This is a genomic window from Salibacter sp., assembly GCF_031581065.1.
Taxonomy (GTDB): Bacteria; Bacteroidota; Bacteroidia; order Flavobacteriales_G; family Salibacteraceae; genus Salibacter.
Window position 1 is genome coordinate 25,812 of the sequence record NZ_JAVLBN010000004.1, and the last position, 12,874, is coordinate 38,685.

The window sequence follows — 12,874 nt, forward strand, 5'->3', positions numbered from 1 at the left end:
GATGAAGGAAGCAGCAGTGAAGTTTGATATAGAGAAGATCAGAGCCGATTTTCCGGTTCTGACAAGGAAAGTGCATGGAAAAGATCTCGTTTTTTTAGATAGTGCTGCTTCAAGCCAAAAACCCAAACAGGTTGTTGAGGCAATCGCTAATTATTACCTCCACGAACACGCTAATATTCACCGCGGTGTGCATTTGCTGAGTCAGGAGGCTACCACAAAATATGAAGAGGCACGCAAAAAAATTGCGCGCTTTATCAATGCCCAAAATGATCACGAATGCATTATTACTAAAGGAACAACAGACGGAATTAACCTCGTTGCTTCTTCGTTGGGCGAGCATTGTGTGAAAGAAGGCGATGAGGTTATCATCTCACACATGGAGCACCACTCAAACCTGGTTCCGTGGCAAATGCTTTGTGAGCGCAAAAAAGCAAAACTTAAAGTCATCCCGATTACTGACGATGGTGAGTTAGACCTTGAGGAGTACGAAAAGCTCCTTTCTGAAAAGACCAAAATCGTTTCAGTAGTTCATGTTTCCAACACCTTAGGAACGATTAACCCGGTTGAGGAAATGATCGAAAAAGCGCATGATGTTGGAGCTTACTTTGTTGTGGATGGAGCCCAGGCTGTCCCGCATATTCCGGTTGATGTACAGCAATTGAATTGTGATTTTTACGCATTCAGTTTGCACAAAATGTATGGGCCAACGGGAATCGGTATTCTTTACGGGAAAGAGGAAATCATGAATGGCATGCCTCCCTATCAGGGAGGAGGAGACATGATCAACAAAGTCACGCTCGAGAAAACAACTTACAACGATCTTCCGCACAAGTTTGAAGCGGGAACGCCTAACATTGCAGGCGGAATTGGTATGGGTGCAACGATCGACTACATCGATGAATTAGACTGGAAAGCAGCCCATGAATTTGAGGCAGATGTGATGGATTATGCTCACGAAAGACTTTCTGAGATTGAAGGTTTGCGTTTCATTGGAACAGCAGAGAAAAAAACCGGAGCAATCAGTTTTCTTGTCGGTCAGATCCACCCTTACGACATGGGCGTATTGCTCGATCAATTGGGTATAGCCGTGAGAACGGGGCACCACTGTACACAACCAATTTTAGAACGCTACAACATTCCCGGAACGGTGAGAGCCAGTTTTGGTATATATTCGACTAAACAAGAAGTTGACCAACTCGTAAAAGGAGTTGAGCGCGCAAAAAGAATGCTAGGATGAGTAAAACCATCAATGAACAACAGGACGAGGTCATAGAGGATTTTAGCCTTTTTGACGACTGGATGGATAAATACGAACAAATCATAGAGTTCGGCAAAGAGCTCGAGCCTTTAGAAGAAGACAAAAAAGTTGAGGATAACCTCGTAAAAGGTTGCCAATCGAAAGTGTGGTTAATCGCTGAAGATGAAGATGGAACCCTGAGGTTTAAAGCAGATTCTGATGCACTTATTTCTAAAGGAATCATTGGGTTGTTGCTCAAAATTTTGAGTGGACACAAAGCTGAAGAAATCAGCAATGCTGAACTGTATGCGCTCGATGAAATTGGATTAAAAGAACACCTTTCTCCTAACCGTGCTAACGGATTGGCGAATATGGTGAAGAAAATAAAAATGTACGCTTTAGCACACCAGGCAAAAGACTAGTTATGGATAAGAAAAAATTAGAAGAAGATATCATCGAAATGCTCAAAACGGTCTTCGACCCTGAAATTCCGGTTGATATTTATGAACTGGGTCTCATTTATGAGATCAATGTTCGTGATGATGCCAACGTTGAGGTTTTGATGACATTGACGACTCCCAATTGCCCGGTAGCTGAATCGCTTCCTCAAGAAGTGGAAGATAAGGTAGCCAAGGTTGAGGGTGTCAACAATGCAGCAGTTACCATTACTTTTGAGCCGCCATGGGAACAAGAGATGATGAGTGAAGAAGCAAAACTTGAATTAGGGATGCTGTAATGGCTGAAGAAATTGTAAATAGAGTAAAAAAAAGCAGGACAAAACTCCTCGATCTGGAAGATTATTATACGGAGTTACAACTCGCAAAATTGGATATTGTGCCTTTTTTGTATGAAGGCCTCATATTGCGTGAACAAGAGTTTAGAAAGAGTGCTGATGAGTTTGACTGGAGGAAGTTTGAAGGAAAGTTTGTGCGAGTGTTTTGCTCGGCTGATGCAATTGTTCCCACCTGGGCATACATGCTTGTCGCCTCTAAGCTGTCACCTATAGCTAGCGGAGTTGGTTTTGGCTCTGACCGTGAATTTAAGTTGACAATATTTGAGGAAATTATCTCTTCTATTGATTTCTCACAATACGATAATGAACGCGTTATCATTAAAGGCTGTAGCAAAGTTGAGGTTCCGGAAAATGTCTATTTAAGACTTACAGCTAAGTTACAACCATTCGCGAAGTCGATTATGTTTGGTGAACCCTGTTCAACTGTTCCTGTTTACAAAAAGCCCAGAAAATAAAAAAGCGGCTCTCGTTTTGAGAAACCGCTGAGGAGAAATTAAAAAGGAAAACTTACTTAAAGTTTAGCTATCTTTGTATCAGACATCTCTTCGAGCAATTTAGCAAGTGGTGTGGATACTCTTTTTTCATTGTAATAAGACGCTACAAAGATGGATTGAACTCCAGCCTCTTCGATTGAGCACATTGCACTGATAGCTTCTTTTTTAGTTTTGTAGTTACCAATTTGATAGTAATGCAGTTTATCGCCAGATAAGTTATGTTTAACCACTGTATTTGGGGATAATGTTGGCAGGTTAAGCTTTTCGCTATGCGGGCCAATAACGACTCTATAAGTCAAATTAACTTCACCACTTTTGTAAAAAAAGGAGCTTTTCAACATCCTCTTTGTTCATTATGGTTTCCCCTATCAAAAAACCGTTATCAAAATTCATTTGATTGCCGGCAAGGATCAAGCTTTCACTCATTGATATGGGTTGATTTCCGCGGAAAGCCTGAACTTTTGCCTCGATACTTAAATCTGAAACAACTTTTTGTGCCTGGTAGGGATGTTCAAAAATACCGAGCAATGTTGCATTGCCCGGTATCGTTCGTGCCGTCTCAAAAGTTGACTTCAAATCGGGGTTGAATTGGTTAGCGTCAACTTTGATTTTGTAATGAGGCTCATTCTTTGTTGCAGTGTTAGCTACAGTGTAAGATTGAGCTTGTACATTGAGTGCAAAGAGGATACGGCTATTATCGTAAAAATTCTATTATTCATTTGGCGCAAATTCTTTTTTTGTAATTAAAGAATTACCAAAACAATAAAATATAAAGCGTTAGTTTTTTAAAACTTGTACCAAATGTAGATTTGCTTTAAACGGACTTAAAATATTTCACTAAAGATTTTGTAAAAACGCAAACAGCCGAATTATATTTTAGTAAGCTCTTTCGTCTCTACCTTCAACAAAGTTGATAAAAGCCTTATTGACTACTTTATTTCCGCCCTGTGTAGGGTAGTCCCCAGAGAAATACCAGTCTCCTGAGTTATGCGGGCAAGCATCTTTTAAACCTTCGAGTGATTGATATATCAATTTGACTTGAGCTTGAATGCCGTTTGGTGTCAATAGCTCACCAATTTTGTCAGATATTTCATCAGGAGTAAAAGGCTCATATATACGTTTCACATGATTAATCACCTGCTCTTTAGGTGCGTTTTCCTGCTCTTTACAAGAATGGTAAACATCAGTAATTAGCTTATCTTGTTTGCGTTCTTTAAGGAGCTCAATGGCCGCTCTAAATGCTGCAAAGTCACCGAGTTTAGCCATGTCGATACCGTAGCAATCGGGGTAGCGTATTTGTGGCGCTGAAGAAACGATAATGATCTTTTTTGGTCTGAGCCGATCTAGAATCCTTATAATACTCTGCCTTAGCGTTGTTCCTCTAACAATGCTGTCATCGATCATTACGAGGTTATCGGTTCCCTCTTTTACAACTCCGTAAGTAACATCGTAAACGTGTGCAACCAAACCATCACGTGCTTCATCTTGTGTGATGAAGGTTCTCAGTTTGGCATCTTTAATGGCTATTTTCTCGCTACGAGTTGTTCTGGAGAGAATCGATTGAATTTTTTCGGGAGTTGGATTTGAAAGAGATTGAATTTGTTCGGTTTTCCAGTCGTTGAGTTGATCATCTGCTGCCTTCATCATACCGTAATACGAGATTTCAGCAGTGTTGGGAATGAAGCTGAAAACGGTATTTTCAAAATCGTGATCAACTTCATCAAACACTTTTGGTGCTATATTGCGTCCCAGTTTTAATCTTTCCTGGTAAATATCCTGGTCAGATCCACGCGAAAAGTAGATCCGTTCAAATGAACAGGCTCGTTTTTCTTTGGGCGCAATGATTTCTTCTTCGCTAACTGTTCCGCCTTTTTTTGTGATGAGTGCGTGCCCGGGAGTTAACTCCTGAACATCATCAGCTTTGAGGTTAAAAGCAGTTTGAATCGCAGGTCGTTCACTGGCAACTACTACAACCTCATCATCCTTATAGTAATAAGCAGGGCGAATACCATTTGGATCGCGGAGAACAAATGAATCACCGTGACCAAAGAGTCCGCTCATGACGTAACCGCCATCCCAGTCCTCTGATGCTCTTTTTAGAATTTGACCAACATTGAGGCCTTTAGCTATTAATTCAGAGATTTCTTTGTTGGAATAACCCAAACTCTTGTAATGGTCAAAAAGCTCCTGGTTTTCCATGTCGAGGAAATGCCCTATTTTTTCCATTACTGTAACAGTATCGGCTTTTTCTTTAGGGTGTTGACCAATCTCAACCATGAAGTTGAATAGTTCATCAACATTGGTGAGGTTGAAATTTCCCGCAACAACTAAATTTCTGGTTTTCCAGTTGTTTTGACGCAAGAACGGATGGCAGGCTTCTACGCTGTTCTTTCCGTAAGTCCCGTAACGCAAATGACCGAGTAACAATTCACCTGTAAATGCTACATTTTCCTTGAGCCAGGCACAATCGTTGAGCTTCATCGGGTCTTCCTTATCCAGCTTTGAAAACCGACTGTTGATATAGTCAAAAGTATCCTGAATGGGTTTGTTACTGATTGAACGGTATCGCGAAATGTAGCGTTTACCCGGCTCAACATCGAGTTTGATATTTGCTACGCCAACACCATCCTGTCCGCGATTGTGTTGTTTTTCCATCAACAAATAGAGCTTGTTGATTCCGTAAAAAGGTGTTCCGTATTTAGCCTGGTAATATTCAAGTGGTTTTAACAACCTGATGAATGCAATACCACATTCGTGTTTAATAGCATCACTCATATAGAAGTACTCCCTGAATTAAGGTGCAAAATTACATTAATGCGATTAAACATTACGCAACCATTAAGCAAAGGTTTTCGGCTGAGTGTCAATACTTAAATCCTACGCTGATGTAAGTTCCGATTGTGGGGTTGTTGCTGTTTTGATAAACACCACAGGAAACAGGCCCGATTGGACTCATGTAGCTCAATCTGATGCCGGCTCCCAACGCATCTTCAAAAGCTTTGCGCTGAGACAATAATGGCTGTTCCTCTACAGATTTTAAAACACGGTGAAAGGGTTCATTAGGATGGATATAGTTTGCCTGTAGCTCCACATAAAATTTATTGAATGGCTGGTATTGAACTCCGGCTTTTACCATTGAGAAATTTGTAGCGGCAAACTCGTAAACATCAGCACCCCAAAAAGAAATTGAATTGGAAAGTATTGGTGTAAACCCTCCTATAAAATAACGGTCTGATGCAACGACTGTATCTGTCGTGTGAATGGCCCCGGCAACGCCTAAATATGTTGAAAAATGGGGGTGGAGCTTAAATCGCTTTTCAATATTGAATTCTAAGGTGTGATAATTGTTGAGAGAAAAGTTTTCAGTAAACGCATCTTCGAGCAAGAATAAATTGCTGGAAATACCTGCGTTTAGGTCAGAGCTCAAATTGTACCGGTACCGGATATCAGCTTTTACTCCCTTTGTTGGAAAAAAGACGCGATCCATTGAGTTGACAAGGAAAAAGCCTTCAGCAGCGAGTGAGCGGTCACTGTAAATGTTGACGAGTGAATCGCGGTTGAATGTTGGCTTTAGCCGTGAAAGGTTTAGCAACATTCTTCCACCAATTGAAATGTTGGGAGAGCTGGTGGACATTATTCCGGAACTAACCTCGGTGAATGATGCGTTGTAAAGAACACCAGATTTTGCCCCGAATGATGAAATGTCTTTTTGGTTTGAGAACTTGCCGCCTATGGTGTAGGCGATGTTTTGGTTCTGACCGAGATATTTGAAATAGTTGAGATCAACGCGGGGATTATCTGCAATATCAACCTCAAAAATTGTTCGCGAACCTTCAAATATCGCGTTTCTGGTTGTTAGGTTCAGCGTTAAACCAATTCCGGTTTCATTGTCGTAGTGTAGAGCTGTTTTAACTGATGCTTTTGGAACTTCTTCAATATCGAGAATAAGCACCGATGTACTGTCACTGCTAAACTCAAGGTTGTAAGAAATGCGTTTGAAATACTGGGTTCCGTAAGCAACGTTGATTCGTTTTTCGAGTAGTTCAATACTGTAAGGATCATTTGGTTCTATACCTAATTTCCCAAGAATGAGTTCATCAGAAATGGCTTTGTTGCCGCGAATTGCAATACTGTCGATTTTAATCTCACTGGGTAGCTTGACATCTGTAGTATCGACATTTACTGCTTCAAACGAGCTGCTGTAGAGGCTATCTGCTAATTTTTTAAGTTGAGGGAGCATGTACTTTGTTGATTCGTATCCCATTTTGATGATCGAGTCGGCTTTGTTGAAGTCTGCTGCCTGGAATTTTTCAGAGATTGGTTTTACGAGGTAATCAGCTTTGGTCATTTCTTCTCTTGAATCGAGAATGCTGGTAACAAATGCAGATTGTTTCAATATATCCTGAACGCCATTTAACTCTTCCTTTGATTTGAATCGAGCGCCTGTATAGGATGCGATAATAATATCAGCTCCCATGTCAATTGCTTCCTTAACAGGTAAGTTGTGTACAAGTCCGCCATCAACAAGCAGTTTTCCGTCAATTTCAATAGGTGAGAAAATAGATGGAATTGCCATGCTGGCTCGCATAGCTTTTGCCAGATTGCCATTGTTGAGAGTGATAGGTTCTCCATTTGTTATGTTGGTAGCAACACAGGCAAAAGGAGTGGGGAATTTTGAAAAATCGTTTAAGCCGTGAACCGGAGAGGTGAGCCTTGAAAGCATCAAGTGCAATTGTTGTCCTTCAACAACCGCATTGGGCAGGGTGATTCGCTTTTCTTCAATTCCAAACTCGGTTATGTAGCGGCCATAGTAGTCTTTTTCCTCTATAGCGACCTGGTTGAGCGGAATTTTATTGCTGATTACGTCATCCCAATTGGTAGAAATACTGATTTCTTCGAGCTGTTCAGGCGTGTAGCCAATGGCTGAGAGTCCGCCCACTACTGCTCCCATACTTACACCTGTGATATAATCAGGTTTTATACCGGCTTCTTTTAAAACTTTTAAAAAACCGATGTGAGCAAACCCCTTAGCACCACCACCGCTTAGCACTACACCAATTTTAGGGCGCGGAGTGTCATCGCGGTGTCGTGTAGTATCAGATCCCATTAACTGATAACTGAAAAGCAGAAGGAAAAGAAGCGACAAAAAGCGCATTATCAGTTGATTTTTACAGCCGTTAAAGATACGTTGAAAATCTGCCTGATAATGCACTTCAATTTCAAGAAATAATTAAGAAAGAAAATCACTCTTGTTGAGGTTCAGCCATTCTAGCGCTGCATTGCTAAAGATGTTTTCCTTGTCTTTATCCGGTAGGTCCATTTCTTCTATGAACTTTCCTATTTCGAGGTCTCCCAGTGGAAATGGATAGTCAGAACCGAGGCTGACACGGTTGCTACCCTGCAAGTCGATGATGTATTCGAGTAATTTTGGGTCGTGCGTGATGCTATCTACCCAAAACTTCCCGATGTAATCTCGCGGGTTGATGTCGTTATCCACTGCGACTAAATCTGGCCTGCAATTGAAACCGTGTTCAATTCGCCCGATTGTTGGAAGAAAAGATCCTCCTGCATGAGAAAAGTTCACGCGTAGGTTGGGGAATTTTTCAAACACACCACCAAAGATCATCGAAGTAATAGCTCTCGAAGTTTCGGCTGGCATTCCAACAAGCCACGGTAACCAGTATTTGCGCATTTTATGAAAGCCCATCATGTTCCACGGGTGCACCATAATAGCGAGGTCGAGCTCCTGAGCGGCTTCGAAAATTGGGAAAAACTCCGGCTCATTTAGGTTCTGATCGTTGATGTTTGAACCTATTTGGATTCCCTCCAACCCGATTTCTTTAATACGTTCGAGCTCCTGAACTGCGTACTTTGCATCTTGCATTGGTACAGTCCCCAGGCCGATGTAGTTTTTTGGGTAATCGAGTACTTTTTGAGCGATGTCGTCATTGAGGAACTTTGATAGCTCGAGCGTGTCCTGGGGTTTTGCCCAGTAAGAAAACATTACGGGTATTGTGCAAACAACCTGTACCTGGGTGTTGTGCTCCCGGTACTCTTTCATTCTCAATTCGGCATCCCACGTACTGGCATTGATGGTTCTGAAATACTCATCGCCTTTGTACATATCGGCAGAGCCGCCTTCGTTGTGTTTGAGATGAATGAAATCACCGTAGCCAAACTTATCGGCAAACTTGGGCAGGTGCTTGGGCAGGATATGCGTGTGCATATCGATTTTAAGGAACTTTTTCATTTTTTGTGCTGTTTCAATTAAACATGCACAACCCTGGATGGGAAACGATTTTTTTCGCGGGTGCACAATCTGCACTTCCGACTTTCGCTTCAACCTCGCTTTTCATTATAGCTGGGGCTGTGTATTTCTACTTCGAACAAAAGTACAATTTAGTCGACAAATCGTTCGTCAACTTCCATTACGGTACCGCAGTTATCACATGTTCGAAGGTCTTTGCTGCTGTAGAATTCTTTAAATCTCGGTAAGAAGTCTTTCTCGATGTCATTGAGATGGAAATATGTTTCATGCAATTTATGGTTGCAACTGTCACAGTACCACAATAATCCATCATCGTGATCGGCTTTTCTAATACGTTCCACTACGAGCCCAACCGATCCTTTGGTTCTGATTGGTGAGTGTGGAACTTCAGGAGGGAGTAAAAACATTTCGCCTTCTTTGATTGGAACATCTACAGGTTTTCCGTCTTCCTGAATTTTTACAGTGATTTCACCTTCCAGCTGAAAGAAAAGCTCTTCAGTTTGGTTGTAGTGATAATCTTTTCGGGCGTTAGGTCCGCCAACAATCATCACGATATAATCTGTCCCCTCAGGGTATAAGTTTTTATTTCCAACAGGTGGTTTTAGTAAGTCCCGGTTTTCTTCGATCCACTTGAATAGATTAAAAGGTCTTTTTATGGCCATAATTTTATTTAGTTTTTGCTGCTTATAAAAGTACTATTTCTCTACTTTTTGAGGAAAAAGCGAATATCACCTTTTCAGTGGTTGGCGATGCAGCTGTTTACATCAACGACATGGTTTTCCGAATGAAGCAACAGGAAAACGGTGTTGTGAAAATTAATCGAGCTCGATTAACTTGAAACCGCGACCGTGAACGTTGATCAATTCGGTTTTCTCGTCTTCTTTCAGGTACTTTCTCAGCTTTGTGATGTAAACATCCATGCTGCGTGAGTTGAAATAGCTGTCATCTCCCCAAATCGCTTTGAGAGCACTTTCTCTTTCCAGAACGTTGTTTTTGTTGAGGCAGAGAAGCTTGAGAAGTTGATTTTCTTTTGAAGTGAGTTTTTTCTCAGTGTTTGCTACGGTCAGAACCTGTTTGTGGGAATCAAAAGAGGAGTCGCCAATTTCAAAAACGCGTTTTTCCTCACTTTCGTTTTGTCCCTGTTGTGTTCTGCGCAATATTGCATTTACGCGCATCATCAGCTCTTCCATGCTAAAAGGCTTGGTGACATAATCATCGGCACCAATTTTAAAACCTTCAATAGCATCTTCTTTCATCGATTTTGCTGTGAGGAAAATGATAGGAACCTCCTTGTCGATTTTTCTCACCTCTTCAGCCATCGTGAAACCATCCTGAACCGGCATCATGACATCTAAAATGAGCAGATCGTAATTATCTTTTGCAAACTGTTCAAAACCTTCTTTCCCGTTGGCCTTGAGTGTTACTTCAAAATCTTTTGCTCGCAAGTATTCTGTTAAGATAGTCCCCAGATTGGGGTCGTCTTCAACTACCAGTAAATTCAGTTTATTTTTCATGTGTTTAAAATTTATTTTTCAGGGTCATTTGGAGTTGCCAGTTAATTACGGCTGGCTTCAAAGTTTGGTAAATATATAGTGAATGTACTTCCTTTTCCTAATTGACTTTTGAGGTTGATAGAACCACCTAGCTTTTCCAGCACTATTTTCACGTAACTGAGGCCCAGTCCAAACCCCTTTACATCATGGATGTTTCCGGTCGGAACCCGATAGAGTTTTTCAAAAATGCGGTTCTGGTTTTCTTTTGAAATCCCGATTCCTTTATCCGTGACGCTGATTTTAGCTCTGTCTCCTGCTTTTTCTAATGAAACGGTAATTTCCGGTTTTTCTTTTGAATACTTGTTTGCATTATCGATGAGGTTGTAGAGAACATTTGCCAGATGAACGCGGTCACCCTGCACGAAAATGGGTTCATCCGCAATTTTTGTTGCCAGTTGGCCGTTCTTTTCTTTCACCTGAATTTGAATTTTATCGATCACATTTTTGAGTAGCTTATTCAACTCTATTGTTTCTATTTTAAGTTTGAATTCACCCCGATCAAAAACAGCACTTTGCAGAACTTCTTCAACGAGGAGTCCCAACCGTTTATTTTCATCGCCTATCATACTCACGTATCGCTTTACGGCTTGCTGGTTCTGACCGATATCAGGATCACTCATCGCTTCACAGGCGAGTGATATTGTGCTTATAGGTGTTTTGAGCTCGTGGGTCATGTTGTTGATGAAATCGTTTTTGATTTCGCTGTTGCGTTTTTGGTTGATGATGGTGTGTACGGTGTAGTAAAAGATGCTCATGATAACGATAATCACGAGCAAACTGGTAGAGAGCATCAGCCAGTTTGTTTGCAACAGAAACCCGGTTTTACGCGGAAAGGAAACATTCAAATAATAGGGGTCGCGAACCACGTCATTTGGGAAAAGTTGAGTACTCACCTGATCTTTAACTTCATCAGGAGATATTGTATCTTCATTTGTCAGGTGGATTTGACTTTGATCGTCAGTAATTGTAAAGTTTGGATGTGTGGTAATCCCTAAAGATTTGAGTTCATCGCGTAAAATAGAGTCGATTTCGCTTTTTGACACCCGTTCCTCAATTGGCTGGTACAGATCCACCTCGATCATGCGTTTTACAATATCGCCCACAAATGCTTTTTTACGAGCTAATCGAGATTTGATAACATTATCGATCTTGGGGCTTTCAGTCGATTCCAGAATGTTAGGTTGCGGGTTGTTGAGAAAAGAGAGGTCGATGTCCATGAGGTTTACTGAGTCCTCAGCATTCATGACATCTTTCACTTTTTTGCGAACGATTCGGGTTGATTTTTTTCCCTCCTGTTCCTCAGTGATTTTGATCTCGAGGTTTTCGCCTTCTCGCGAAACTTCCTGTAAAACGAGAAAGTCAAAAGTAGTGTCTCGGCCGGCTTGCTCCAGTTTTTCCTGCGCCTGGTCATCAATAAATAAGTAACGTCCCTGTTGGTGAGCTTTAAGTTTTTTGAGGATTTCATTCCGTTCGAGCTTAACAGCGGTAGAGTTTACAGCATCTTTAGCATCACGCCAAAACTCATCCTCCTTTAGCTGAAGTGCATTTTCTACCCAGTATATTTGAATGGCAATCAACCCTAGCGTAGCTATAGCAATGGTTGTAATAAGAAAATAGATGTACTTCTGCTTCATATGCTCTAACAAAAGTAATTTGATTGCCCTACCACTGAAGGGGTTTAACGTAATTTAACTAATGTTTTGAGCTGCCTAACAGTCAGCGAGTTGTGCTTGTGGTTAACTTTGAGGAAAACCTAACTATGAACAATTTAATATTTCTCTCTGCTATCGGACTGGGTCTTTTGTGTTTCGTGTTCTGACCAAGAAGAAAAGAGCACGAGAAAAAAGGGTCAGTTAATTCAAGTTTTTCACGGTCAGAGCCCAACCCAAAGCAAACATCTTTCCACACCAACTGAGCTCGACTCATTGTTGTGGACGAGTTTTGAAAAGCAAGAAAGAGATATTTCTTCAAAGCTTGAGGAAGAAATGGCGGAATGGGTGTCAAAAGAAAAGCCTCTTTTGAAAGAGTAAAATCAAAAGAGGCTTCGCTTTCAACTAACAGACAATCTGTTTTAGCGGACAAAGATCTTTTTTCTAACAATAAATGACAGCCAGGTTCTTTAACTATCGCTAGTCGCTCGAACCATCTCACTTACAACCTTTTTTGAGTTTCCTGTCAGCACCTGATCCTCAAATAACATAACCGGTCTCTTTAAAAAAGTATATTCATCGAGAATGAGCTGCTTGATTTCTTTTTCGTTCATTGGCTTTTCTTTGAGGTTGAGTTCTCTGTATTTTCTCGAGCGTTTATTGAATAATTCCTCATAAGAAGAGACATAGTTTCTCAACTCAATAAGCTCCTGTTCTGTAATGGGTTCACTTTTTATTTCCTGCAGTGTAAAATCTGATAAATCGAGTTGTTTCATGATTTTTTTGCAGGTGTCACAAGTCTTCAAGTAGTAAATTTTTTTCATTTGTAAGTTTTTCCTGTTAAAGGTGAACGAAAAAGTTAGATTCTCGTAAAGTTCTA

13 protein-coding genes are annotated in these 12,874 nt (G+C 40.9%); 4 read left to right on the plus strand and 9 right to left on the minus strand.

Annotated elements, in window-relative coordinates:
• Nucleotide 1 precedes the first annotated feature (1 nt).
• From RI557_RS01840 to RI557_RS01855, 4 genes are read left to right on the plus strand one after another with little or no spacing between them, the layout of a single operon-like run.
• Complete coding sequence (locus RI557_RS01840) at nt 2-1,237, plus strand: aminotransferase class V-fold PLP-dependent enzyme (protein WP_409079663.1); 1,236 nt, start codon at nt 2-4, stop codon at nt 1,235-1,237.
• Nucleotides 1,234-1,659, plus strand: a complete 426-nt coding sequence (locus tag RI557_RS01845; protein ID WP_310666921.1) for a SufE family protein — start codon at nt 1,234-1,236, stop codon at nt 1,657-1,659. Before RI557_RS01840 ends, RI557_RS01845 begins: the two co-directional genes overlap by 4 nt.
• A 2-nt stretch (nt 1,660-1,661) precedes the next feature.
• Nucleotides 1,662-1,973, plus strand: coding sequence for an SUF system Fe-S cluster assembly protein (locus RI557_RS01850; RefSeq protein WP_310666922.1), 312 nt, complete (start codon nt 1,662-1,664; stop codon nt 1,971-1,973).
• Entirely contained in the window at nt 1,973-2,485 is a 513-nt protein-coding gene (locus RI557_RS01855; RefSeq protein ID WP_310666923.1) for a DUF2480 family protein, read from the plus strand. The genes RI557_RS01850 and RI557_RS01855 overlap by 1 nt, the downstream gene beginning before the upstream one ends.
• Before the next feature lie 56 nt (nt 2,486-2,541).
• On the opposite strand, the gene RI557_RS01860 is transcribed toward RI557_RS01855, so the two are convergent.
• From RI557_RS01860 to RI557_RS01900, 9 genes are all read right to left on the minus strand, one after another.
• Nucleotides 2,542-2,754 carry a hypothetical protein gene (locus tag RI557_RS01860; protein WP_310681697.1) on the minus strand — a complete coding sequence of 71 codons (213 nt, stop codon included), beginning with the start codon at nt 2,752-2,754 and terminating at the stop codon, nt 2,542-2,544.
• A gap of 76 nt (nt 2,755-2,830) precedes the next feature.
• Nucleotides 2,831-3,100, minus strand: coding sequence for a hypothetical protein (locus tag RI557_RS01865; protein WP_310666925.1), 270 nt, complete (start codon nt 3,098-3,100; stop codon nt 2,831-2,833).
• Between the two features lie 300 nt (nt 3,101-3,400).
• Nucleotides 3,401-5,299, minus strand: coding sequence for an amidophosphoribosyltransferase (locus RI557_RS01870; protein ID WP_310681700.1), 1,899 nt, complete (start codon nt 5,297-5,299; stop codon nt 3,401-3,403).
• An 88-nt stretch (nt 5,300-5,387) separates the two neighbouring features.
• Nucleotides 5,388-7,679, minus strand: a complete 2,292-nt coding sequence (locus tag RI557_RS01875) for a patatin-like phospholipase family protein (RefSeq protein ID WP_310681702.1) — start codon at nt 7,677-7,679, stop codon at nt 5,388-5,390.
• A gap of 75 nt (nt 7,680-7,754) precedes the next feature.
• The gene (locus RI557_RS01880; RefSeq protein WP_310681704.1) at nt 7,755-8,774 is read right to left on the minus strand and encodes an amidohydrolase family protein; all 1,020 of its coding nucleotides are present in this window, start codon (nt 8,772-8,774) and stop codon (nt 7,755-7,757) included.
• Between the two features lie 149 nt (nt 8,775-8,923).
• Nucleotides 8,924-9,454, minus strand: coding sequence for a 3-hydroxyanthranilate 3,4-dioxygenase (locus RI557_RS01885; RefSeq protein WP_310666929.1), 531 nt, complete (start codon nt 9,452-9,454; stop codon nt 8,924-8,926).
• 153 nt (nt 9,455-9,607) lie between these two features.
• Nucleotides 9,608-10,306 carry a response regulator transcription factor gene (locus RI557_RS01890; RefSeq protein ID WP_310681706.1) on the minus strand — a complete coding sequence of 233 codons (699 nt, stop codon included), beginning with the start codon at nt 10,304-10,306 and terminating at the stop codon, nt 9,608-9,610.
• Between the two features lie 41 nt (nt 10,307-10,347).
• Entirely contained in the window at nt 10,348-11,979 is a 1,632-nt protein-coding gene (locus RI557_RS01895) for a HAMP domain-containing sensor histidine kinase (protein WP_310681708.1), read from the minus strand.
• Between the two features lie 485 nt (nt 11,980-12,464).
• The gene (locus RI557_RS01900) at nt 12,465-12,818 is read right to left on the minus strand and encodes an ArsC/Spx/MgsR family protein (RefSeq protein ID WP_310681711.1); all 354 of its coding nucleotides are present in this window, start codon (nt 12,816-12,818) and stop codon (nt 12,465-12,467) included.
• Between the last annotated feature and the right edge of the window lie 56 nt (nt 12,819-12,874).

Bases quoted from the DNA above. Each gene is read 5' to 3' on its own strand.
- RI557_RS01845 (WP_310666921.1), top strand. From the start codon at position 1,234: ATGAGTAAAACCATCAATGAACAACAGGACGAGGTCATAGAGGATTTT.
- RI557_RS01885 (WP_310666929.1), bottom strand. From the start codon at position 9,454: ATGGCCATAAAAAGACCTTTTAATCTATTCAAGTGGATCGAAGAAAAC.
- RI557_RS01870 (WP_310681700.1), bottom strand. From the start codon at position 5,299: ATGAGTGATGCTATTAAACACGAATGTGGTATTGCATTCATCAGGTTG.
- RI557_RS01875 (WP_310681702.1), bottom strand. From the start codon at position 7,679: ATGCGCTTTTTGTCGCTTCTTTTCCTTCTGCTTTTCAGTTATCAGTTA.
- RI557_RS01895 (WP_310681708.1), bottom strand. From the start codon at position 11,979: ATGAAGCAGAAGTACATCTATTTTCTTATTACAACCATTGCTATAGCT.
- RI557_RS01840 (WP_409079663.1), top strand. From the start codon at position 2: ATGAAGGAAGCAGCAGTGAAGTTTGATATAGAGAAGATCAGAGCCGAT.
- RI557_RS01880 (WP_310681704.1), bottom strand. From the start codon at position 8,774: ATGAAAAAGTTCCTTAAAATCGATATGCACACGCATATCCTGCCCAAG.
- RI557_RS01890 (WP_310681706.1), bottom strand. From the start codon at position 10,306: ATGAAAAATAAACTGAATTTACTGGTAGTTGAAGACGACCCCAATCTG.
- RI557_RS01855 (WP_310666923.1), top strand. From the start codon at position 1,973: ATGGCTGAAGAAATTGTAAATAGAGTAAAAAAAAGCAGGACAAAACTC.
- RI557_RS01900 (WP_310681711.1), bottom strand. From the start codon at position 12,818: ATGAAAAAAATTTACTACTTGAAGACTTGTGACACCTGCAAAAAAATC.
- RI557_RS01850 (WP_310666922.1), top strand. From the start codon at position 1,662: ATGGATAAGAAAAAATTAGAAGAAGATATCATCGAAATGCTCAAAACG.